This is a genomic window from Hoeflea sp. Naph1 (genome assembly GCF_046837775.1).
GTDB lineage: Bacteria > Pseudomonadota > Alphaproteobacteria > Rhizobiales > Rhizobiaceae > Hoeflea.
Genome location: NZ_CP177286.1, coordinates 3446612 through 3468290, shown reverse-complemented (window position 1 = coordinate 3468290; position 21679 = coordinate 3446612). Strand labels below are relative to the sequence as shown.

23 protein-coding genes are annotated in these 21679 nt (G+C 59.3%); 17 read left to right on the top strand and 6 right to left on the bottom strand.

Annotated features, from left to right (window positions below; translation table 11 throughout):
* The first annotated feature begins 540 nt into the window (after window positions 1-540).
* The 11 genes from ACK6D9_RS16680 (at window position 541) to ACK6D9_RS16630 (ending at window position 11035) form a co-directional block, all read left to right on the top strand.
* A complete protein-coding gene (locus tag ACK6D9_RS16680) occupies window positions 541-1866 on the top strand; it encodes a flavin-containing monooxygenase (protein ID WP_412049357.1) in 1326 nt (441 codons plus the stop codon).
* Window positions 1863-2765: a bile acid:sodium symporter family protein gene (locus ACK6D9_RS16675; RefSeq protein ID WP_412049356.1), complete on the top strand. Its 903-nt coding sequence runs from the start codon at window positions 1863-1865 to the stop codon at window positions 2763-2765. Before ACK6D9_RS16680 ends, ACK6D9_RS16675 begins: the two co-directional genes overlap by 4 nt.
* Window positions 2762-3700: an SDR family oxidoreductase gene (locus ACK6D9_RS16670; protein ID WP_412049355.1), complete on the top strand. Its 939-nt coding sequence runs from the start codon at window positions 2762-2764 to the stop codon at window positions 3698-3700. Before ACK6D9_RS16675 ends, ACK6D9_RS16670 begins: the two co-directional genes overlap by 4 nt.
* On the top strand, window positions 3697-4467 hold the full coding sequence (locus tag ACK6D9_RS16665; RefSeq protein WP_412049354.1) for an SDR family NAD(P)-dependent oxidoreductase: 771 nt from the start codon (window positions 3697-3699) through the stop codon (window positions 4465-4467). The genes ACK6D9_RS16670 and ACK6D9_RS16665 overlap by 4 nt, the downstream gene beginning before the upstream one ends.
* A 22-nt stretch (window positions 4468-4489) precedes the next feature.
* The gene (locus tag ACK6D9_RS16660; RefSeq protein WP_412049353.1) at window positions 4490-6028 is read left to right on the top strand and encodes an AMP-binding protein; all 1539 of its coding nucleotides are present in this window, start codon (window positions 4490-4492) and stop codon (window positions 6026-6028) included.
* 172 nt (window positions 6029-6200) lie between these two features.
* A complete protein-coding gene (locus tag ACK6D9_RS16655; protein WP_412049352.1) occupies window positions 6201-6878 on the top strand; it encodes a CerR family C-terminal domain-containing protein in 678 nt (225 codons plus the stop codon).
* A complete protein-coding gene (locus ACK6D9_RS16650; RefSeq protein ID WP_412049351.1) occupies window positions 6875-7828 on the top strand; it encodes an HlyD family secretion protein in 954 nt (317 codons plus the stop codon). The genes ACK6D9_RS16655 and ACK6D9_RS16650 overlap by 4 nt, the downstream gene beginning before the upstream one ends.
* Entirely contained in the window at window positions 7828-8673 is an 846-nt protein-coding gene (locus ACK6D9_RS16645) for an ABC transporter ATP-binding protein (protein WP_412049350.1), read from the top strand. The genes ACK6D9_RS16650 and ACK6D9_RS16645 overlap by 1 nt, the downstream gene beginning before the upstream one ends.
* Before the next feature lie 68 nt (window positions 8674-8741).
* Window positions 8742-9878, top strand: a complete 1137-nt coding sequence (locus tag ACK6D9_RS16640; protein WP_412049349.1) for an ABC transporter permease — start codon at window positions 8742-8744, stop codon at window positions 9876-9878.
* A 446-nt stretch (window positions 9879-10324) separates the two neighbouring features.
* A complete protein-coding gene (locus ACK6D9_RS16635; protein ID WP_412049348.1) occupies window positions 10325-10639 on the top strand; it encodes a hypothetical protein in 315 nt (104 codons plus the stop codon).
* Window positions 10640-10738: 99 nt separating this feature from the next.
* Window positions 10739-11035, top strand: a complete 297-nt coding sequence (locus ACK6D9_RS16630) for a hypothetical protein (protein WP_412049347.1) — start codon at window positions 10739-10741, stop codon at window positions 11033-11035.
* Window positions 11036-11157: 122 nt separating this feature from the next.
* Here the strand turns inward: ACK6D9_RS16630 and ACK6D9_RS16625 are convergent, their stop codons facing one another.
* The 4 genes from ACK6D9_RS16625 to ACK6D9_RS16610 are packed head-to-tail and all read right to left on the bottom strand — an operon-like array spanning window position 11158 to window position 15212.
* Window positions 11158-12777 carry a phosphoethanolamine transferase gene (locus ACK6D9_RS16625; RefSeq protein ID WP_412049346.1) on the bottom strand — a complete coding sequence of 540 codons (1620 nt, stop codon included), beginning with the start codon at window positions 12775-12777 and terminating at the stop codon, window positions 11158-11160.
* 55 nt (window positions 12778-12832) lie between these two features.
* On the bottom strand, window positions 12833-14215 hold the full coding sequence (locus tag ACK6D9_RS16620) for a sensor histidine kinase (protein ID WP_412049345.1): 1383 nt from the start codon (window positions 14213-14215) through the stop codon (window positions 12833-12835).
* Window positions 14212-14883, bottom strand: a complete 672-nt coding sequence (locus ACK6D9_RS16615) for a response regulator transcription factor (RefSeq protein WP_322989448.1) — start codon at window positions 14881-14883, stop codon at window positions 14212-14214. Before ACK6D9_RS16615 ends, ACK6D9_RS16620 begins: the two co-directional genes overlap by 4 nt.
* A 5-nt stretch (window positions 14884-14888) precedes the next feature.
* The gene (locus tag ACK6D9_RS16610; protein WP_322989447.1) at window positions 14889-15212 is read right to left on the bottom strand and encodes a PepSY domain-containing protein; all 324 of its coding nucleotides are present in this window, start codon (window positions 15210-15212) and stop codon (window positions 14889-14891) included.
* Between the two features lie 130 nt (window positions 15213-15342).
* Here ACK6D9_RS16610 and ACK6D9_RS16605 point away from each other — a divergent pair, with 130 nt between their 5' ends.
* From ACK6D9_RS16605 to ACK6D9_RS16590, 4 genes are read left to right on the top strand one after another with little or no spacing between them, the layout of a single operon-like run.
* On the top strand, window positions 15343-15615 hold the full coding sequence (locus tag ACK6D9_RS16605; RefSeq protein ID WP_322989446.1) for a PepSY domain-containing protein: 273 nt from the start codon (window positions 15343-15345) through the stop codon (window positions 15613-15615).
* Window positions 15615-16196 (top strand): cytochrome b/b6 domain-containing protein, encoded by a 582-nt coding sequence (locus tag ACK6D9_RS16600; RefSeq protein ID WP_412049344.1) that lies wholly within the window; start codon window positions 15615-15617, stop codon window positions 16194-16196. Before ACK6D9_RS16605 ends, ACK6D9_RS16600 begins: the two co-directional genes overlap by 1 nt.
* A gap of 11 nt (window positions 16197-16207) precedes the next feature.
* Window positions 16208-16339 carry a hypothetical protein gene (locus ACK6D9_RS16595; protein WP_412049343.1) on the top strand — a complete coding sequence of 44 codons (132 nt, stop codon included), beginning with the start codon at window positions 16208-16210 and terminating at the stop codon, window positions 16337-16339.
* Window positions 16340-16377: 38 nt separating this feature from the next.
* Window positions 16378-17784, top strand: a complete 1407-nt coding sequence (locus ACK6D9_RS16590) for a bifunctional enoyl-CoA hydratase/phosphate acetyltransferase (RefSeq protein ID WP_322989444.1) — start codon at window positions 16378-16380, stop codon at window positions 17782-17784.
* A gap of 126 nt (window positions 17785-17910) precedes the next feature.
* Here ACK6D9_RS16590 and ACK6D9_RS16585 read toward each other — a convergent pair whose 3' ends face one another.
* Window positions 17911-18798: a LysR substrate-binding domain-containing protein gene (locus ACK6D9_RS16585; RefSeq protein WP_412049342.1), complete on the bottom strand. Its 888-nt coding sequence runs from the start codon at window positions 18796-18798 to the stop codon at window positions 17911-17913.
* Between the two features lie 114 nt (window positions 18799-18912).
* On the opposite strand from ACK6D9_RS16585, the gene ACK6D9_RS16580 reads away from it, so the two are divergent.
* Together ACK6D9_RS16580 and ACK6D9_RS16575 are read left to right on the top strand one after the other, a co-directional pair.
* Complete coding sequence (locus ACK6D9_RS16580) at window positions 18913-19857, top strand: homocysteine S-methyltransferase family protein (RefSeq protein ID WP_412049341.1); 945 nt, start codon at window positions 18913-18915, stop codon at window positions 19855-19857.
* A 403-nt stretch (window positions 19858-20260) separates the two neighbouring features.
* A complete protein-coding gene (locus tag ACK6D9_RS16575; protein ID WP_412049340.1) occupies window positions 20261-20662 on the top strand; it encodes an ACT domain-containing protein in 402 nt (133 codons plus the stop codon).
* 159 nt (window positions 20663-20821) lie between these two features.
* Here ACK6D9_RS16575 and ACK6D9_RS16570 read toward each other — a convergent pair whose 3' ends face one another.
* Window positions 20822-21676 (bottom strand): universal stress protein, encoded by an 855-nt coding sequence (locus ACK6D9_RS16570; RefSeq protein ID WP_412049339.1) that lies wholly within the window; start codon window positions 21674-21676, stop codon window positions 20822-20824.
* Window positions 21677-21679 lie beyond the last annotated feature (3 nt).

The following is a 21679-nucleotide window of genomic DNA, read 5'->3' as shown; positions in this document are numbered from 1 at the left end:
GAGTGCGTGCAAATAGCCCTATTTACGGTTAACAAGTTCTTTACGCCCAAAATATTTTCCAAGCATTTCAACTCACTAGAGCTCCCCGCAAGAGTGCTTGCTATCTAAGGTTGATTGGTCTGCGTGAAGCCATGAAGGTGTCCCCGGCTCTCTCGGCAAATCCGCTTGTTGCTGTTTGATGCAATTGGGGCAGTGCTGATAATGAAGGCTCCTGTTCCGGCGCATGGTGGAAGTAAACCAATGGAACAAGCAAGTCCTGCGCAACGCGTGATCTGGCCAGCAAAACCTACCCATTACTCATGTAAGCAATGGTTGGTCCGGACATATTTCAAGTTCGGGTTTTGCGACGCTGACTTGTCTTTTCAGTCCCAAGATGGACCTTGATGTACCACATCACTTGGTGGTCTTGTCTTCGACCGAATTCAGTAACCGGCATGGGTCTCCGCACCGGGGCATCACTACCCTAGCGGCATCTTGTTTTGCAGCGCGTGGCGCGCAAGGATGTGTGAGCGGCTGAGGAGCGGTGGTTCGGGAGGATGCATGACGGAGAATGCGGCGCGCGGCAAGTTCGCGCTGATCGGCGCCGGGCCGATGGGGCTGGCTGCGGCGAAGACGCTGATCGAGCAGGGAATCGACTTTCAGGGGTTCGAGATCCATGACGATGTTGGTGGGCTGTGGGACATCGACGGCCCGCGCTCGACCATGTACGAGACCGCGCATCTGATCTCGTCGAAGCGGATGACGGAGTTTGCCGATTTTCCGATGGATGAGGATGTTGCCGATTATCCCTCGCACCGGGAATTGAAGATCTATTTTCGGCGCTTCGCCGATCATTTCAAACTGCGCGAGCATTTTCTGTTCAGGACCGAAGTACTTTCAGTAAAGCCGCTGGGCGGAAACGGTGAAGGCTGGCGCGTCGTCTGGCGGAACGCGGAAGGCCAGGAGCAACAAGCCGAATTTGCGGGCGTGCTGATTGCCAACGGCACCTTGTCTGAACCCAATATGCCTGCGTTCACGGGATCGTTCTCCGGCGAACTGATGCATTCGAGCCGCTACCGTGATCCGAAAGTGTTTGCCGGCAAGCGGGTGTTGATAATCGGGGCTGGAAATTCCGGCTGTGACATCGCCGTGGATGCAATCCATCATGGTTTAAGCTGCGATATCTCGATGCGGCGCGGCTACTATTTCGTGCCCAAATATATATTCGGGCGCCCCGCGGACACGCTGGGTGGTGCCATCAAGCTGCCGATGTGGCTCAAGCGCCGGGTCGACGGCATGATCCTGAAATGGTTTGCCGGCGATCCCTCGAAATACGGGTTTCCGAAACCTGATTACGCGCTCTACGAAGCCCATCCGGTGGTCAATTCGCTGATCCTGTTTCATGCCGGTCATGGTGATGTCAAAGTCAGGCCGGATATCGACCGGTTCGAGGGCAACACGGTGCATTTCAAGGATGGCAGCCAGGCCGATTACGACCTGATCCTGGCGGCGACCGGCTACAAGCTGCATTACCCGTTCATCGACAAGGCGCTCCTCAACTGGCAAGGCGATGCGCCGCATCTGTTCCTCAACTGCATGCATCCAGAGCGTGACGATCTGTTCGTGCTGGGCATGGTCGAGGCCTCGGGGCTGGGGTGGCAGGGCCGGCACGAACAGGCGGAAATGGTGGCGCGCTACATCGCCGGAATCAATAAAGGCGTGATGGCGGCCAAGGCGCTGAAAGCGGAAAAGGCAGCCGGTTTCAAGCGGGCGACTGGCAGTATGAATTATATCGACCTGCCGCGGATGGCCTACTATGTCGACAAGGTCACCTACAGGACTGCGATCACAAGCTGGGTAGCGGCTTTGAAAGACGGTGCCAAATGACCGATATCGACGTTATTCGGCTGAATTTCAGCCCCGGCAGCCTGTTGCTGCTCAATGCCATCCTGTCGATCGTGATGTTCTCGATCGCGCTCGATCTGAAGCTGGCAGATTTTCGTGCCCTTCTGCGTGCGCCAAGAGCGCTCGTGACTGGCCTGGTTTCGCAATTTGTGGTGCTGCCGACGCTGACCTATCTGATGCTGCTGGCCACCAATCCGCGGCCTTCGATTGCGCTGGGTCTTATTCTGGTGGCGGCCTGCCCCGGTGGCAATATTTCCAATTTCATCACCCATCGGTCGGGCGGCAATACGGCGCTGTCGGTGTCGATGACCGGGATCGCCACGTTCGTCGCGATCGTGCTCACGCCTGCCAATGTAGCGTTCTGGGGCAATCTCTACGCACCGACACGGACGCTTTTGCGGGAGACAGTGCTGGATCCGGTGTCGATCGCGATTACCGTGTTTTTCATGCTGATCGTGCCGCTCGTTCTCGGGATTCTGCTCAACGCCTATCGACCGGCGCTGGCGGCCCGGATCCGCAAGCCGATGCAATCGCTGTCGATGGCTATCTTCATTGGCTTCATCGTGCTGGCGCTGGCGGCAAACTGGAATTTCTTTCTTGGCTATGCGGCGGCGGTGGCGGGACTGGTCGTGCTTCACAACGGACTGGCGCTGGCAGGAGGATACCTGACCGCGACCCTGGCGCGGCTGTCGGACTATGATCGCCGTGCGGTGACGATCGAAACCGGCATTCAGAATTCCGGCCTCGGGCTGGTGCTGATCTTTGCCTTTTTCGGCGGGTTGGGTGGCATGGCCGTGGCGGCGGCATTCTGGGGCATCTGGCACGCGATTTCCGGTCTGGTGCTGGCGTGGCTCTGGTCATGCAGCGAGGCTGAACAATGAGCCGGGTGCTGGTGACAGGCGCCGCGGGTGCAGTGGGGCAGGTTCTGCTTGAGGAACTGGCGGGCGCCGGCACCCAAACGCTGGCGACCGATATCCGCACACCGGCGGCCTTGCCGGATGGCATCAAATTCGCGCTGATGGACGTGCGTGGCGATGAGGTTGAGCGCGTGATCGCGGCGTTTAGACCGGAGGTGATCGTGCATCTGGCCTCGATTGTTTCGCCGACGCGGGCGATGACACGCGAATTTGCTCATCAGGTCGATATGATGGGCACCCGGAAGGTGCTTGATGCGGCGCTTGCGCATGGCGTCAGACGGCTGGTCGTAACCTCTTCGGGGGCGGCCTATGGCTATCATGACGACAACCCGGTGCCGCTCAGTGAAACCGACCCGGTGCGCGGCAATCCTGAATTTACCTATTCAGACCACAAGCGCCAGGTCGAGGAAATGCTGGCCGAGGCAAGAAGTCTGCATCCCGAACTCGAGCAGGTGGTGCTGCGGGTCGGCACCGTGCTGGGCGCGGGGCTGGAAAACCAGATCACCGAACTGTTTCATCGCCCCCGGCTGATTGCGGTGCGGGGCTCGGACAGCCCGTTTGTGTTCATCTGGACGCGCGATCTGGCGCGCATTCTGCTGCGCGCGGCAGGCGAGGGGCCGGCGGGTATTTTCAATGTCTGTGGCGATGGTGCGCTGACGGTGAGAGAGATCGCCGAAGCGCTCGGCAAACCGGTGCTGAACCTGCCGGTATGGCTGCTGAAAGCCGTACTCGCCGTTGCCCGGCCGCTCAAACTGTCGCGCTATGGCCCGGAACAGGTGCGGTTTTTGCAATACCGGCCAGTGCTCGACAATTCGGCGCTGAAAAATGTGTTCGGCTACAGCCCGGAACTGACGAGCCGCGAGACGTTTGAATTGTGGCGCAAGGCAGCGGGCTTGTGAGCCGGGTCGCGGTGATTAGCGGTGGCGCCGGTGGGTTGGGGCAGGCGTTTGCGGCAGAGCTTCTCAAGGAACACTGGCGCGTGGTGCTGACTGATCTGCCCGGGGCGTTGGCTGCTCTTCCGACAGGCGACGAACGGATCGAACAGATCGCCTGCGATCTCACCGATGAGGCCGCGGTGGCGGCAGTCTGCGCTGACATCTCAGTTCGCTATCCGGCGCTTGATCTGGTGATCCACAATGCCGGGGTAACCCAGATTGATCTGTTTGATGAAACCACGCTGGCCTCGCAGAGGCTGGTGATGGAAATCAACTATTTTGGCTCGGTACGGGTGGCGGCCGGTCTGCTGCAGGCTGTGCGGAGGGCGCGGGGAACCCATATTGCGGTCTCTTCGGTGGCGGGGTTTGCACCGCTCAACAGGCGCACTGCCTATGCCGCCAGCAAGCACGCCATGAACGGCTTTTTTCAATCGCTTGCGACAGAGGAAGCCGAATACGGCGTCGGCGTGGTGGTGGCGGCGCCATCGTTCGTTGCCACCAATCCGGGCCGCTTTGAAACCGGGATTGCGGGCATTGGCCGTCCAGGGGCTGCGACCGACGGGTTTGACGAAATCAGCCCGGCGCAGGCCGCGAAGACAATTCTGGATGGATGGCGCCGTGGCAAGCGTTTTGTCCCGGTGGGGCGCGTGGCGTGGATGGCCTGGATGATCAACCGGCTCTCGCCGGGGCTTTATATCCGGCTGATGCGGCGGAAAATCCGCAACTCATGAGTTAGGCAAGTGGGAGTTGAACATGAATCTGGCTGAATGGCTGGTACGCAGTGCACGGGTGCACCCAGACAATCCGGCGCTGTATCTGGGAGGCGAGATGCGCGCCGATTACCGCGGCTTTGCCCGAGCCGCGGGCGGCATCGGCGCCGGGCTCGCGGAACGTCACGGGATCAAGCCGGGCGACCGGGTGGCGATTTTTGCCAAGAACCATCCAGCCTATCTCGAAGCGATGTTCGGGATCTGGTTCGGCGGCGCTGCGGTGGTGCCGATCAATGCAAAGCTGCATCCGCGCGAAGCCGCCTATATCGTCGAAAACTCTGGCGCCACCGCCGTGTTTGCCAGCCAGCCGCTGGGAGACGAACTGGTGCAGGCGCTGGATCAGCGGGCGCCGACGGTAATCGATCTGGCGGGAGCGGAATTCGACGTCTTGCGCGAGGTCCAGCCATTTTCTGCGCCGGTTGCGCGTGATGAGCATGATATGGCCTGGCTGTTTTACACCTCCGGCACCACCGGCCGCCCGAAGGGCGTGATGCTCAGCCACGGCAATCTGCAGGCAATGGCATTTTCCTATTTTGTCGATGTCGACGAGGTGTTGACCAGCGATGCGGCGCTCTATGCCGCGCCGATCAGCCATGGCGCGGGGCTCTACTGCATCCAGCATGTGCTCAAGGCAGCGCGGCATGTGGTGCCGGTGTCGGCCGGGTTTGAGCCCGATGAAATTTTCGGTCTGGCCAGGGATCTCGATGGCATCCACCTGTTTGCGGCGCCGACCATGGTCAAGCGGCTGGTCAGTGGCGCGCGCGCAAGCGGTTATGATGGCGAGGGCATCCGCACCATCGTCTATGGTGGCGGGCCGATGTATCTGGCCGACATCATCGATGCTGTCGAAGTGCTGGGGCCGCGGTTCTGCCAGATCTACGGGCAGGGCGAGAGCCCGATGACGATCACCGCGCTCAACCGCGCCGCGGTCGCCGACCGCTCGCATCCGCGCTGGCGCGAGCGACTGGCTTCGGTCGGTATCCCCCATGCTTGCGTGGAGGTGCGTATTGTCGATTCCGATGGCGTCGAACTGGCTATCGGTGACACCGGTGAGATCATCGTGCGCGGCACACCGGTGATGGCCGGCTACTGGGGCGACCCCGAGGCCACGGCCAGAGCGTTGCGCGACGGTTGGTTGTGGACCGGCGATATGGGCAGTCTCGATGCCGACGGGTTTCTCACGCTCAAGGATCGGTCCAAGGATGTGATCATATCCGGCGGCACCAATATCTACCCGCGCGAGGTAGAGGAAGCGCTGCTCATCCATGAGAGCGTGCGCGAAGTCAGCGTGATTGGTGCGGCCGATCCGGAATGGGGCGAACGCGTGATTGCCTTTGTCGTGACGGCTGCCGATGCCGTGGTGGATGCGGCGGCGCTCGACCGGCATTGCCTAGACCACATCGCCCGATTCAAACGCCCCAAGGTCTATCGTTTTGTCACGGATTTACCGAAGAACAATTACGGCAAGGTGCTCAAGACCGAGTTGCGGGCGATGCTGGCCGAGGAGCCGTCAACCGGCTGATCGTAGCTGGGCCTTTCGCGACCCGAAAATTCTTTTCTCTGTCGCCCTCGTTGTGCCGGGACCGTCGCGGGTTGGCGATGTCTGCCGTCAGAGTGAGTGTCAATCAATCGATTGATTGACATGCTTACTTGTGCTATTTTCCCTGTCAAAATTTGGCAACAGGGAGAGTGTAGTGCGATCCGAAACAGAGCTGTCATCCGAAACCGAAAAGCCTGGCGAGCAAACCCGCATGGCGCTGATGGTCGCGGCGCTCAAACTGTTTGGCTCGAAGGGTTTCGAGGCCACATCCACCCGCGAGATCGCTGCTGCCGCCGAGGCCAATATTGCCTCGATCGCCTATCATTTTGGCGGCAAGGACGGCTTGCGGCTGGCCTGCGCCGAACTTGTAGGGAGCCGCATTCAAAGTGTGGCGATGCCGGCGCTGGCCGACATTGATCCCGGAAGTGATCCGGCATCGGCGCAGAAAGCATTTGAGCGGGTGGCGATGACCATGGCTGACTTCATGCTGGGGCGACCGGAGGCGCGTGATCTCGCCGCCTTCATCGTTCGCGAGATCGCCAATCCCGGGCCGGTGTTCGATCACCTCTATACCGATTTCATCCTGCCGGTTCACACCCGGCTGTGCACGCTTATGGGGTTGGCTACCGGCCAGCCCCCTGAAAGCGACCTGATCCGGCTCGGAACCTTCAGTATTGCCGGGCAGATCGTCTATTTTCGCATTGGCCACGCCATCGTTGCACGGCGCATGGAGTGGGACGAGGTCGGATCTGAGGAAGTTGGCCGGATCAAGACGGTGATCCATGGCAATATCCGCGCCTTCGTCGAGACCAACAGAAAGTCGCGCCCATGACGTCACTGATCTGTACCATTCCCTATATCGCGACGCTGTTTTCGATCTGCGCCGGTCCGGGGCCGCTCGCGGTCGGCTATGTCGAGGGTGAGTATGTGCTGGTTGCGCCGATCGAGACGGCCCAGATCGTTGCCCTGGATGTGCGGCGCGGCGACCATATTACCGCCGAACAGCCGCTCGCCCAGTTGGAGCGACGTGACGCCGAAATCGCGGTAGCTCAAGCCCAGGCCGGGCTTGCCCAGGCACAGCGGCAACTGGCCAATCTGCAGGAAGGGCGGCGGCCGGAGGAAATTGCCAGCATCGCCGCCGCGCTCGATTCTGCCAAGGCCCAGGCTGAAGAAGCGGAGCGGGTGCTGCAGCGCCAGTCTGATCTGCTTAAACGCGGCATATCCACCCAGGCTGCCTACGATGCTGCCTCCACCAGTGCTGAGCTTAGCCGTGCCAAGGTGGCCGAGCTTGAAGCCAATCTGTCGGTGGCCAAGTTGCCGGCGCGCGCCAATGAGATCAAGGCTGCCCAGGCCGGTGTTGGGCAAGCCCGTGCCGTGCTGGAGGCGGCCGAGTGGCGGCTGACCAAGCGGACACTCTCGATCCCGCAGGCTGGCGTTGTTTCCGACATCATCCGCAACACCGGCGAAGTGGCAGGGCCCCAGGCGCCGGTGCTTTCGGTGCTGCCTGACGGGGCGTTGAAATTGCGGGTCTATGTTCCCGAGCCTGCACTCTCCCGTCTCTCCATCGGGGCAAGCCTGGTGGTGCGGTGTGATGGCTGCGCCGACGGTATGCGGGCTACGGTGAGCTACATTTCGACCGATCCTGAATTTACGCCGCCGGTGATCTACTCGCTCGAGAACCGGCAAAAGCTGGTCTACCTGGTCGAAGCCCGTCCTGATGACGACGCCTGGGCGTTGACGCCGGGACAGATCGTCGACGTCGATCTGGAAAGTGTACGCTGATGAACGTCATCGACGTCAGTGGTCTGGTCAAGCGGTTTGGCGACAAGACCGTGGTCGATCACGTCTCGATGCAGTTTGCCGAAGGCGAGATCTCCGGCTTTTTAGGCCCCAATGGTTCGGGCAAGACGACCACTATCCGGGTGATGTGCGGGCTTTTAACGCCGGATGAGGGCGAGGGCAGGGTACTGGGGCATGACATCCGCACCGATGGTCTGCGGATCAAGCGGGAAGTCGGGTATATGACGCAGAAATTCTCGTTCTACGAGGATCTGTCGATCGAGGAGAACCTGACCTTTGTGGCCCGGCTCTATGGTCTCGAACCGATGGCTGCCACCGTGCGTGACACGCTGGAGGATCTGGGTCTGTCATCAAGGCGCAAGCAGATGGCAGGCACCCTGTCGGGCGGCTGGAAGCAGCGGCTGGCGCTGGCGGCCTGCATCATGCACAAGCCGAAACTGCTGCTGCTCGATGAGCCCACAGCCGGCGTCGACCCCAAGGCAAGGCGCGAGTTCTGGGACGAGATCCATTTGCGCGCCACGACCGGACTGACCGTGCTGGTCTCGACCCACTATATGGACGAGGCGGAGCGGTGCCACCGGATTCATTACATTTCCTATGGCAAGCTTTTAGCCAGCGGCACGGTCGCTGACGTCATCCGTGACGCGGCCCTGACCACGATCATTGTCGAGGGTGACAAGGTCAACGAGGCGGCCAGGATGCTTGAAGGCATCGAAGGGGTCGACCAGGTGGCACCTTTCGGCTTGAGCCTGCACGTGGTTGGTCGCGAAAAGGAACTGCTGACGGCAGCGGTTGAGCAGGTCTCCGCAAAAACCGGTATCCATTAGCGGCAGGGGCAGACCAGCCTGGAGGATGTATTCATCCAGTTCATGAGCCAGTCGACGGACAACATGACATGAACCGGTTCTTTTCATTGCGCCGGCTGATGGCGGTCATCGCCAAGGAAACCATCCAGATGCGGCGTGACCGCATCACGTTTGCCATGATGCTGGGCGTGCCGCTTTTGCAATTGGTATTGTTCGGATTTGCCATCAACAACGACCCCAAGGGGCTGCCGGCCGCGCTGGTGACCACGAGCCAGGATCATTACAGCCGCGCCATGATCTCGGCGATGGAAAATACCGGTTACTATCGCTTCGATCATGTGGTGGCGAGCGCGGAAGAGGCCGACCGGCTGATCCAGAGTGGCGCGGTCTCCTTCATCGTCACGATCCCGTCTGATTTCGCCCGCCGGGTGCAGCGCGGCGACCACCCGCAGATCCTGATCGAGGCCGATGCGACTGATCCGTCGGTGGCATCGGGCGCGATCTCGACACTCGGCACGGTGGCCGCCCAGGCGCTGCTGCGCGAGCAATCGGCGGAGGCGCTGACTGCGCGGCAATCCACAGCGGCACTCGAAGTGGTGGTGCACCGGCTCTACAACCCAGAAGGCATTACTCAATACAATATTGTTCCTGGTCTGCTCGGAGTGATCCTGCAACTCACCATGGTGATGATGACATCGATGGCGCTGACCCGTGAAGTCGAGCGTGGCACCATGGAAAACCTGCTCGCCATGCCGATAAGTCCGATGGAGATCATGCTGGGCAAGGTGCTGCCCTACCTGGCGGTGGGCGGGGTGCAGGTCGTGGTGGTGCTGGCCGCCGCCAAGTTCCTGTTCAATGTGCCGTTTGTCGGCTCCTTGACGCTCTTGCTGGCGAGCATTCTGGTATTTGTGCTGGCGCTGGTGTTGCTTGGCTACGCGTTTTCCACCGTCGCGCGGACGCAGATGCAGGCCATGCAACTGACGTTCTTCTTCTTCCTGCCCTCGCTGCTCTTGTCAGGCTTCATGTTTCCCTATCGTGGCATGCCTGGCTGGGCACAGATGCTGGGCGAAATTTTTCCGCTCACGCATTTCCTCAGGATCATCCGCGCGGTGATGCTCAAGGGTGCAGATATGCAGGGCGTTGCCGTTCCACTCGCTGCACTGTTTTTATTCGTTGCGGTGTTTGCGGCGCTGGCCCTGGCGCGGTTTCGACGTACGCTGGACTGAAAATATCCCGTTGTCAGCCGACGCAGGCCTGTTCATGGGTTCCGTTGATTCGAAAGCGGATCAATTCCCAAAACGAATATCTGGTTGCGAGGGCGGGAAAATTGAGCCTTCAAGTCCCGGAAGCAGGTGATTGGCTGCATTTGTGAACACAGTGGACACAATTGTGTGTACGATGGCCGACTTTCCAAATATCGCCGCCTCTTAAGTTCATATCTATAACGCCTTGAATTATATATTATAAATACGCCGCTATGAATGCCCTACGTATTTTTCAAGGGAAAGTTTCAGCGCAAATTCTCACAAAAGTGTGGTTGGCAATTTGGATTCGCCTACCCCATATGTGGATCATCGAAACACGGCGGCGAACACCTCCCATTCGCCAACCGCTTCGAATAAAATTAGAAAACCGAACGACAACCGAAACTAAACGAAGACGGATGAATCAAATGAACAAGCTCCTTATCGCCCTCGGCCTCACCCTTGCTGCATCGACCGGCGCCTTTGCCCAGTCCACTGCCATGGACGCCTATCATTTCCCGGTAGCTCAGACTTCCGGCATCGATTACACGGCAACTGCTGCTACCGGTGCTGTGGCGAATGACCAGGTTATCTACAACCGTGCCGGCAATGACGGTTCGCCGACTTTCGTCTCCTCCAAGGGTGGCGTTGATTACACACCGACCGCTTCGATCGGGAACGTGTCAAACGAGCAGGTCGTCTATGACCGCGCCGGTAACGATGGCTCGCCGCGCTTCAACTAATCGGAAAATCGGACCGGCGGGAATTTAACGTCACGCCGGTCCGCTCCCCAACCACGCTGTCCTCCCAAGACGCGACCCGAATTATAAAGGATACCTACCATGAACAAGCTTCTCATCGCCCTCGGCCTTACCCTTGCTGCATCGACTGGCGCTTTCGCTGCCTCGACCGCCATGGATGCCTATGACGTGCCCGCCGCGCAGGGTTCTATTGCTGCCGCCGTCAATGTGTCCAATGACCTGGTCAGCTACCACCGCGCCGGCAATGACGGTTCACCGAGCTTTGTCGCGCCGCAGGGTGGCATCGACTACACCCCGACCGCTTCGGTTGGAACCGTGTCGAACGATCAGGTGACCTATGACCGCTTTGGCAATGATGGTTCGCCGCGCTTCAATTAAGAATTGCGTTCAGACAACATGACAAAGGGGCGTCGCTTACAAGCGGCGCCCCATTTTCGTTCGAACCTCTGAGTGATTGCAACTGTCTGATTGCCCGGGCGGTCCGTGCTTGGCCTTCGGGGTCAGCTCAGCGGTGTGCGGCATCGTGCACTGATATCCTGGTCCCGTTCATAGTGGTGGGCCTGCACATCCATCAACCCCAACACAGTGTGGAACAAATTGTCCTGTGAATAGGCAGCGTCGGCCTGTTCGCGCAGGCAGGCAGTGTCGAGCCCGAACAAACCGGTGTAACTCTTTGACGCCCAGATCAGGAAAGGAACCCGGGTCTGTTCTTCAGGGGCGAAGAGATAGGGCATCCCGTGCAGATAGAGGCCTTTCTCGCCCAGCGATTCACCGTGGTCGGAGATGTAGACCATGGTTGAGGCAATCTGGTCGGAACGGGCGGCGAGTTTGTCAATGACTGCTGCCAGCATCTGGTCGGTGGCGACAATTGTATTGTCGTAGGCGTTGATGATTTGCTGTTGGCTACAATCGGCGAATTCGGCGGTGCGGCAGTCGGGGCTAAAGACCCGTTCTTCCTCGCTGTATCGCTGGAAATAGGCCGGGCCATGGCTTCCCAACTGGTGCATCACCAGAACAGAATTGTTCTTGACCTGATCGAGCCAGGTGTCGAGTGCGTCGACCATGACCGTGTCAAGGCATTCCCCTTGGTTGCAAAACCGAGGATCGTTCTCCTCGTAAAACTTTCGCTTGATGATCCGTTCACCGATCTTCTTGTCGCCGGTGTTGTTGTCCCACCATTCGACATCGACGCCGGCATGGGCAAGAACATCGACGAGGTTTTCCTGCGCCAATGCTTTTTCATGGCTGTATTGGCTGCGTGTGAGTGCGGAAAACATGCACGGCATCGAGACTGCGGTGGCGGTTCCGCAGGAACTTGTATTGGGAAAATAGGCAATGTCGCGTTTTTTTAACTCCGGATTGGTTTCGCGCTGATAGCCGCCAAGCGAAAATTCCTGGGCGCGGGCGGTTTCGCCCACCACGACAATGGTCAGCACCGGTTTTTTGGCCTTGCCGATTGTCGCGCCCAACTGCGCATCGGGGTCAAGCGGAGCTGCGACGATCACGCGTTCCTGGCCTGACCGGATGGCAAACTTGACCGCATTGGCGATCGGCACAATCGGGTTGAGGGTCTTGATAATCAGCCGATTGTTGCGGATCGTCGATGCTATTGCCGGATATTGCCACGTTGCCAACCCAAGCGTGAGCAGCAGAAGCGGGACGATGACGGCGAGATTGTGCTTGAGTTTGGCCGGGAAGGGGCGGTGCCGGATGCGCACAATCACGATCAGTAGCGAGGGAAGCAGCGCGTAGACCATCATGTGCCATAGGAATGCCGGCGTCAGCAAATGGCCAGCTTCCGCCGGGGTTGTTTCAGCGGCGTTGCGGATCATGTCGGTGTCGATGATCGCGCCGAAATGTTCCATGAACCATCCTGCGGATGCGGCGCTGATGATCAGCAATATGAAAATCGGCTTGGTAAGATATTTCACCGAAACGGCGATCGTGCCTGCGGCGAACAGGGCGATAATGCCGATCGAGAATGCTGCCCGGCCAGGCATGTGTTCGCCGAATGCCGTGGACACTTGGTGCCAGAAGACAGTGTTTGTGACGAGAGCAAGCCATGCCGCCACGAGCAAGCTCAATGTGATGCTGCCGATTGAGGGCCTATGAAGTTTCATTCGATGATACCTGGGGTGGATTCGGGAGAAATGGGAGATGGTCGGATTGCGCGGGTCAGCCCGGTGGAGCGTGGAGATTGGCGTTTACGGGAATGAGTATGCGGACCTCGAGCCCGCCAAGCGGCGATCGCCCGAAGTCGAGCTGTCCGCCGAAGGAATCGACGATATCGCTGGCGATTGCCAGCCCGAGACCGGCACCCATTCCGGCCTGGTCGAGGCGCTGACCCGGCTTGAGCGCAATTTCGATGTGTTGTGCGTCAAGTCCGGGGCCATCGTCGCCAATGCTCAGCACAATCGAGCCAGCTGACGCCTCGGCTGCAACGAAGACCTCGGTGCCGGCATGGCGAACTGCGTTTTCCGCTATGTTGCCAATCAACTCGCTAAGATCATCGGGGTCGACCGGGACGGTCAATGCGGCATCGATGCTGTTTTGCAGTTTCAATGTTTCGCCCTCGGGCGTGCGCTGCAATGTGCGCAAGATCCCCTCGACAATCGGCTTGAGCGCGACCTGATCCTGATTGCGGCTGTGGCGGACCCGGGCGCGGGCAAGTTCGCGCTCCATATGGCGTCGCATCCGCAGCGCCAGTTCGGCGATATCATCGGCAATCTCGGTATTGCCTCCGGCGCGGAGCCGTTCGATGTCATTTTCCAGTGCAGTCAGCGGGGTCTTGAGCCCGTGGGCGAGGTTGGCGGCGCGATCGCGCGCCCGGCTGATCGCTGCATCCTGGGCGTCGAGAAGGGCGTTGACCTCCTCGACCAGCGGTGCGACCTCTTCGGGTACGGCATCTGCGAGAAGACGTTTGCGCGCACCGGTGCGGATGTCATGAACACCGGCGACGACACGCCTGACCGGCTTCAGGCCTTCACCGACCTGCAGCAGGAAACCGAGCATAAGAACGCTGCCGAGAATGGCCAGAACCGGGGCAAGATCGCGGGAAAACCCAGTTGCCAGCGCGCTGATTTCAGCCCGATCGATCGCCGCGGTAACGCGTACGCGATGGTCGCCATCGGTCGCGGGAATCAGCACCAGTGTTTCATGAAGCAACAGGTTTGAGTCTTGTGGGCCGGAGGTGTCATGGATGTGGCTGTCGCCGGGCTGAAGATCGTCGCCGGGAACATCGAGGGAGGTGTCCCACAGCGAGCGCGAGCGCAACCGGCTGTCGCTGGTCTGGTCGATAACCTGCCAGTAAAGGCCGCCAAATACCGTCTGAAAGCGCGGGTCCACCGGTTCGCGCGCCAGCGACAGCCCTGACGCTGCATCGACCCGGAGGCCGCCGATGATCTGGCTGAGGTGGGTATCGAGTTCCTGGCCGATGCGGCGCTCGAGATATCGGGAAAACAGGGCCGACAGACTGAATCCGGTTACCAGCAATGCGGCGGCAAGAACCACGGCGGCAAGTGCGAAGAGCCTGAAGCGAAGCGAGCGGACCGGTTTCATGAGGCTGCGCCGGAATCTTCAACGATGTAGCCGAAGCCGCGACGGGTCTCGATCAGCGCTACTGGCAATTTTCGTCTGACCCGGCCGACCAGCACCTCGACAGCGTTGGATTCACGCTCGAAATGGGCTGACTGCAGGTGCTCGGCGAGTTCCTGTTGCGGCACCACGCGGCCCTTGTTGAGCATCAGATAGGCCACAAGCCGATATTCCTGCGGCGACAGATTGACTGGAACCCCGCGGATGCTTAGGCGCATCTGCCTTGTGTCGAGGTCGGCCTCGCCGATGCTGATGATGGAATTCGCCATGCCGCCCGAGCGGCGGATAATGGCGCGCAGCCGGGCGATCAGTTCTTCCATGCGGAATGGTTTGGGGAGGTAGTCGTCGGCGCCGGCGTCAATGCCTTCGACCCGTTCGCTCCATGTGCCGCGTGCGGTGAGCACCAGGATCGGGAAACTCCGGCCCGCATCGCGCCAGCGTTTGAGCACGGCCAATCCATCCATTCCCGGCAGGCCAAGATCAAGGATTGCGGCGCCATAGGTTTCGGTATCGCCCAGAAACCAGGCTTCCTCGCCGTCGGCTTCGCCGTCAACCACATAACCGGCTGCTTCGAGCGCGCGGGCCACGTCGTTGCGGATCCGGTCATCGTCTTCGACGAGGAGTATGCGCATGTCGTTCAGTCTTCCTCTCCGAGGCTGAGGATTTCAGCCGTTCGGGCATCGATTTCATATTCCAGGCGGCGACCTTCATCATTGATGATGTAGATCTCGTAGATCGGCAGTCCGTCTTCACGCTCAAATTCGATTTCCACGATACGCCCGCGAATGAACGGCATTACCTTGTCGAGAATATCGGACAGGGTCATGATTTCACCGCGCCTGATCGCCTCGTTCATGTCGGCGCGCTCGTGATGCTCACTATGTTCACTGTGCTCATCGGCGTGCGCGGGCGCTGTTGTCAGCGCCAGAATCGGCAAAAGAAGGCAGAGACTGAATTTCATCGAGGGAACATAGCGACGACAATATGACAAAACGCTGACGGGTCTTTTCAGCGGGCTGTCATGGCGGCTCTGCGAGAAAGGAGCGGTCAACGGGCACTTGTCCCGAAACCGCTTGAAAAGGAATACCCTCATGAAAACGCTCCTTATCGCAGCCACCCTTGTTGCAGCGCTTGCACCGGCTGCGGCCATTGCTGCTGACAATTGCCCGAACGTGCCGCGTGATCAGTGGATGAGCGATGCTGCGATCACCGAGAAGGCCAAGGGGCTTGGCTACGATATCCGCTCGATCGAGGCCGAGGATGGCTGCCTGGAAGCCTATGCCATAGACAAGGACGGCAAGCGCGTCGAGGTCTATTTCCATCCCGGCACCGGTGACGTGCTGCGGGTCAAGGCCGACGACTGATGGCCGCGATGGAAACCATGGTGGAAGCCGGCGATGTCACATCGCCGGCAACCATCCGGGTGTGGGACCCGCTGGTCAGGCTGTTCCACTGGTCGCTTGTCATCCTGTTCTTTTTTGCCTTTCTCACCGGTGATGAATGGCAAGATCCGCACGAGACCGCTGGCTACGTGATTGCTGCGTTGATCGCCGGTCGCGTGGTCTGGGGATTTGTCGGCTCGCGCATGGCGCGCTTTTCCTCGTTTGTCTACGGACCGTCGACGGTGACGGCATTTGTTGGCGACACGCTGCGGATGAAGGCGCGACGTTATCTCGGCCACAATCCAGCCGGCGGGTTGATGGTGATCGCATTGTTGCTGGCAATTGCGGCAATATCGCTCACCGGGGTGATGATGACCAGCGATGCCTTTTGGGGTGTGCGCTGGGTCAAGGAGGCGCACGAAACCGCTGCCTACGCCACACTCGGTCTGGTCGCCCTGCATGTCGGCGGGGTAATCTTTGCAAGTATCGAGCATGGCGAAAACCTGGTGCGCGCCATGGTGACCGGCAGAAAACGGGCACCTGGTCCCGACGACATCATCTGAGCCCTTGGTCCGTGCAGCTGTTTACTGCCCATGCCGTGCGGACCAGCCTGCCAGATGCTGCGGCACCGGCAGGCATCAACCCTTTGTCGGTCTTGTTTCTGACGCGCTGGTCGGGCAAGTTCCGCCGCGATTGGCGCATCTGAATCGGCTTGTGCGTCGGCGGCACCACAGGGGCGAATGAATGGACCTGATTGAAAACCGTACCATCGATGAAATCGAAATCGGAGATGAGGCCGAAATCGAACGCATGCTGACGCGGCAGGATATCGTCATGTTTGCGTCGGTGTCGGCGGACGTCAACCCGGCGCATGTCGATGCCGATGACGAGGATGCCTTGCTTCTCCAGCAGGGCATTGTTCATGGCATGTGGGCGAGCGCGCTGATTTCGGCGGTACTGGCAACCCGGTTGCCGGGGCCCGGTACGCTGCAATTGGCGCGAACGCTGAGTTTTCATCACCCGGTCAAGATCGGCGACAGCATCAAGGTCAAGGTCGTGGTGACCAAGGTCGACAAGCAGTCGGCGGAAGTCGGTCTCGATTGTGTGTGCATCAATACCGCTGGCGAGACGGTTGTTTCAGGCACTGCGCTGGTGCGCGCACCGCTGCAGAAAAGCCGTCGCACCATCGCGCGCATGCCGACCTCGCGGCTGATGTCGCATGGCGTGCGTTTTGGCGCATTGGTGGAGCGGGCACGGGCGCTTGAGCCGCTGCGCACGGCGATTGTCCATCCGTGTGACGATCTCAGCCTCGGCGGGGCGCTTGCGGCACGCGATGAAGGCATGATCGTGCCGGTCCTGGTCGGCCCGCGCGGCAAGATCGAAGCCGCCGCAGCCGATGCCGGGCTTGATCTTGGCGGTGTCGAGATCGTCGACGCCCCGCACAGCCATGCCGCGGCGGAAAGAGCCGTGGCGCTGGTACATGAAGGCCGGGCCGGGGCGCTGATGAAGGGCAAGCTGCATACGGACGAATTGCTGCTGGCCGTGCTCGACCGCAGCAAAGGCCTGCGCACCGAACGGCGGCTAAGCCATGTTTTCGCGCTCGATGTACCGGGGCAGGACCGCACCTTGTTTGTCACCGACGGGGCGATCAACATTTCTCCCGATCTGGAGGCGCTCAAGGATATCGTCCAGAACGCCATCGATCTGGCAATCGCACTGGGCGAGGAAACACCGCTGGTAGCGTTGTTGTCAGCGGTGGAGACGGTGACCGGAAGCCTGCCATCGACGCTGCTCGCCGCCTCGATCTGCAAGATGCACGACCGAGGGCAGATCGTCGGCGGCAAGGTCGACGGGCCGCTGGCTTTCGACAATGCGATCTCGCCCGCAGCGGTCAAGGCCAAGGGGATTGTCTCCGACGTCGCGGGCTATGCCGACATTCTGGTCACGCCCAATCTCGAAAGCGGCAACATGATCGCCAAGCAGCTGATCCATCTCGCCGGCGCTTCGTCGGCAGGCATCGCACTTGGTGCGCGGGTGCCGATCATGCTGACCAGCCGCTCCGACACCGTGGATGCGCGAATTGTCTCGGCGGCGTTGGCCAAGCTGTTTTATCACTGGCGGCGGGAGCGGCCGCTTGGGTTGCTGGGGTAGCGGCGGGATAGCTTCGGGCTCCACGACTGGATTGGGCGGTAAGACGGCTTTGGCTGCCCTACGGCAAATGACACCTATGCGAACTTTGATCATCAGGAACTATTGATCGCACGTAGGTTCGGCTGATCAAGCAGCGGCTTCAAGCTTCATCCAGTTTATAAACAAATTCAGCCGCAAGTCTGGACTTGGTTTTTTTTCGGAGACAACGTAGATGCCCTGCGGGCGATTGACCTTGAGGGGGTTGAGCTCAACGAGCCTGCCTGCGGCTTCGTCTGCCGCGGTCATTCTCAGGTCTGCGAGAATCACAGCGCTTCCTGAAAGGGCTGCGTCGAACATGAAGGCACGGCTTTCGTATTCGGTAATGCTGCTTGTGTCTTTGATCTGAACTCCTGCTGCATCGGCCCAGGCAGTCCAATCTTCACGCCAACGCCCCGCACACGCCAAGTTCAAGTCCAAAACGTTTCTGGCGGTTAAGGGGAGCGGAAAGCCAGCCACCAATTGTGGTGCGCAAACAGGCCTGACGCAATCGTTACAGATAATCGTGCTCGTGAGACCGCCCCAACTGCCCGCACCATACCGAACGGCTGCATCGAAATCCGATTTTCCCAGATCAACATAGTCGAATGACAAGGATGGTTTGATCTCGATCCCGGGGTGTTTTTCATGAAAACCTGACAGGCGCGGCAATAACCAGCGATTGGCGAAGAATGGCGCAATCGTAATTTTGAGCGTGCCGGTCAGATCATGTTTGCGGGCTTGTGCCGCTGCATCTTCGAGCGCGTCCAGCGCTTTGCCAATCTGATCGGACAACTCGCGGCCTTCTGCGGTCAGTACGACCTTCCGTGTCCTGCGCCGAAAAAGGGAAGTGTTCAGCGCAAGTTCCAGAGCCTTGATTTGATGCCCCACCGCAGCGGGGGTCACACATAACTCTTCCGCGCCCTTCTTGATGCTCTCGTGGCGGGCCGCAGCCTCGAAGGCACGCAATTGGTTAAGTGGAGGAATGTGCCTAGCCATGAGTATCATACCCTAGAATAACTAAGTTATGAGCCAATTTATGATCGTTTGTCGCGGATGGCGAGAAGAAACTACACTTGTGTCAGACAAACCTTCCAGAGACAGGAGAACGTCATGAGCCGAGAAAGCCCCAAGTTACCTCACCAAACGGACGATATCTTTCTGACGGACGGCGGAACCGAAACTTGGCTGATGTACAAACGAGGTTTCGATTTACCGGAATTCAGCGCGTTTCATCTGCTCAATGATCCACGAGCGACTGCGGCGTTACGGGAATATTACAGTGCGTTTGCGGACATCGCGCTCCAGCTTGGCACGGGCTTCATTTTTGACAGCCTCACTTACCGCGCCAGCAGGGACTGGGGCAGACTTCTTGGCTATTCCAAGGAGGGTTTGGCGGAGATGAACCACAAATGCCTTGAACTGTATCGCGATATTGCAGTCGAAGCCGGGATGGCGGCCGATAAGATTGTGATCAGTGGCTGCATCGGCCCCAAGGGAGATGCGTACAAGACCAATGAAGGCCTGACAGTCGAAGCGGCCGAGGCTTACCACAGCGAACAAATCGAGACGTTCAAAGCGGCAGGAGCGGATATCGTGACGGCGTTGACGCTTAGTGCAACGGACGAGGCGATCGGCATTGCACGTGCATCGGCCACCGTGGGCTTGCCATCGGTCATTTCGTTTACGTTGGAAAAAGACCGAAAGTTACGTAGCGGTGAAACCCTGAAGCAAGCGATTGAGACGGTCGACGACGCAACCAATAATGCGCCAGCCTACTACATGATCAACTGTTCGCACCCGGTGGACTTCGGGCCGGCCCTTGAGCCTCAGCCTTGGGTGAACCGGATACGCGGGCTTCGCGCCAATGCATCGACTTTGGACCACGGAACGCTATGCCAACTTGGGCATCTGGAGGAAGGCAACCCGAATGAACTGGCAGAGCAGTATCGTGACCTCAAAAACACCTATCCGAAGATGAATGTGTTCGGAGGCTGCTGTGGCACCGATTATGCGCATGTCGAGAAAATTGGCAAAGCACTGTTAGCCGTGGCGTGATGTCGACCGCAGAGTGCCATTAGGATTACTGGCCGCCACTCGGCAAACAATATCGCGGCCACCGACGGTCGAATAACAGCTGCGCAGTGTGGCGCGGTATTTTACGCTAAGGGCGTAACCTGCCTTTTGCGACATCATGCGTGGAGGTCCGCAAAGTGCCGAAAGCGTCAATTATAGCTTGGCATCTTCCGGGAAAGCGGACTTCGCTGCAGGTCCTTTGCCAAACAGCGATTAAAAAAGTGAACCTATATTGGGTACTAAATCGGCATTCCTGTTCGGCATGGCACAGGTCCGATTAAAGGCGATGCTGTCGGTTTTAATGGCGCTCAAGCAGCCAACCCAACATGCTGGCCATCAACCTGCATTATGCTAAGATTCGGGCAACTATCTGATCGGACCATGCATGACCGGCGAGACAAACTTGGACGAACTAATCAGATCTCTTTCGGCATGTTTGGTCGAAGGCCTGTATGTCTTCGTGACAGTTCCAACTGATCAACAACCGGCAAATCTCAAACCTCGCATGGTCTTCGAAGAAGCCGAAGGTACCACCCTTATTTTGCTGAAATCCGAAGCGGAAGCGCATGCATTGCCATACGAGTTCCCCTGTCGGATGATAACGCTGAACATTCATTCGTCCCTGGAAGCAGTGGGCTTCATGGCCCGGATTGCTTCGGAACTCGCAAAACATGAAATGGGTGTGAATCCGGTCTCTGGCTTTTTTCACGATCACCTGTTCGTTCCGGATGGTCGTGAACACGATGCCATGAATGTCTTGCAGCAAATGTCAAAGTCCACCAGTTAGTGCAAATTGATGCTGTCGCGGCATTGATCCAACAACATGCTGGGTGTTTGTTGAATGGCAACAATGCGGAAGCTGCGGCGCAGCATTTGACAAGACGACGAGGTTCCGTAAAGGGCCCTAAGATCCAGTCAGTTCGATGGCAGATATCTTCGGTCTTCCTCACCGCATCAACAGCACAGGCGCCTTGCAGGAGCGCAGCATTTCAGACGTCGTCGAGCCGATCACGAAGCTGCGGATCCGGGAATGGCCGTAGGCGCCCATGGCGACGATGCAGGAGCCGGCTTCCTCGACGCGCTGACCCAGAACCACGTCGGGTTGCCCGGCGAGGATCTTGGTTTCGACCTCCAGCCCGGCGCCGGTGAGCACGGCTTTGGCGTTTTCCAAACCTTTTTCAGTCTCGCGGTTGCGCGAACCGACGGTGATCACCTCGATCGTCAGGCCTGAAAACAGCGGATTGCGGGCGACATGGTCGACCACCCGCTGGCTCGATGCGGCGCCATCATAGGCGATGATCGCCCGGTCGATCGGCTTGAACGCGCGCGAGGCCACGAACACCGGCTTGTGGCTGGCGCGGACCAGTTCCTCGACATGGGCACCCAGCCGCAGGCTGGCAAAATCGGCAGCTTCGCCGCGCTTGCCGATCATGATCATGGCGGCGCTGTTTTCCTGGGCGGCAACCGCATCGGTCAAATCGTCCTGGCGCAGGTGGACGCCTGACACGGTCTGGCCGGCCGCCTCGATGATGGCGCGGGCATCGTCGAGGATGGCGCGGCCCTTCTGCTGCAGCAGTTTCAGGCGCTGTTCATCCAGCGTTGCCAGTTTCTCGAGCAGGGCCGTGCGCGCGCCGAGCGCGATCGAGCCGGAAAGATCGGAGTTCTGCGCGCCGGCGAGGCGGTCGAAGACATGCAGAAGTTCGACTTTCGCGTCCATTCTGGCCGCCGCCCAAGCAGCGTGATCGCATACGCTCTTGGAGTATATCGACCCGTCGACAAGGGCTAGGATTGTGCTGGTCATGGT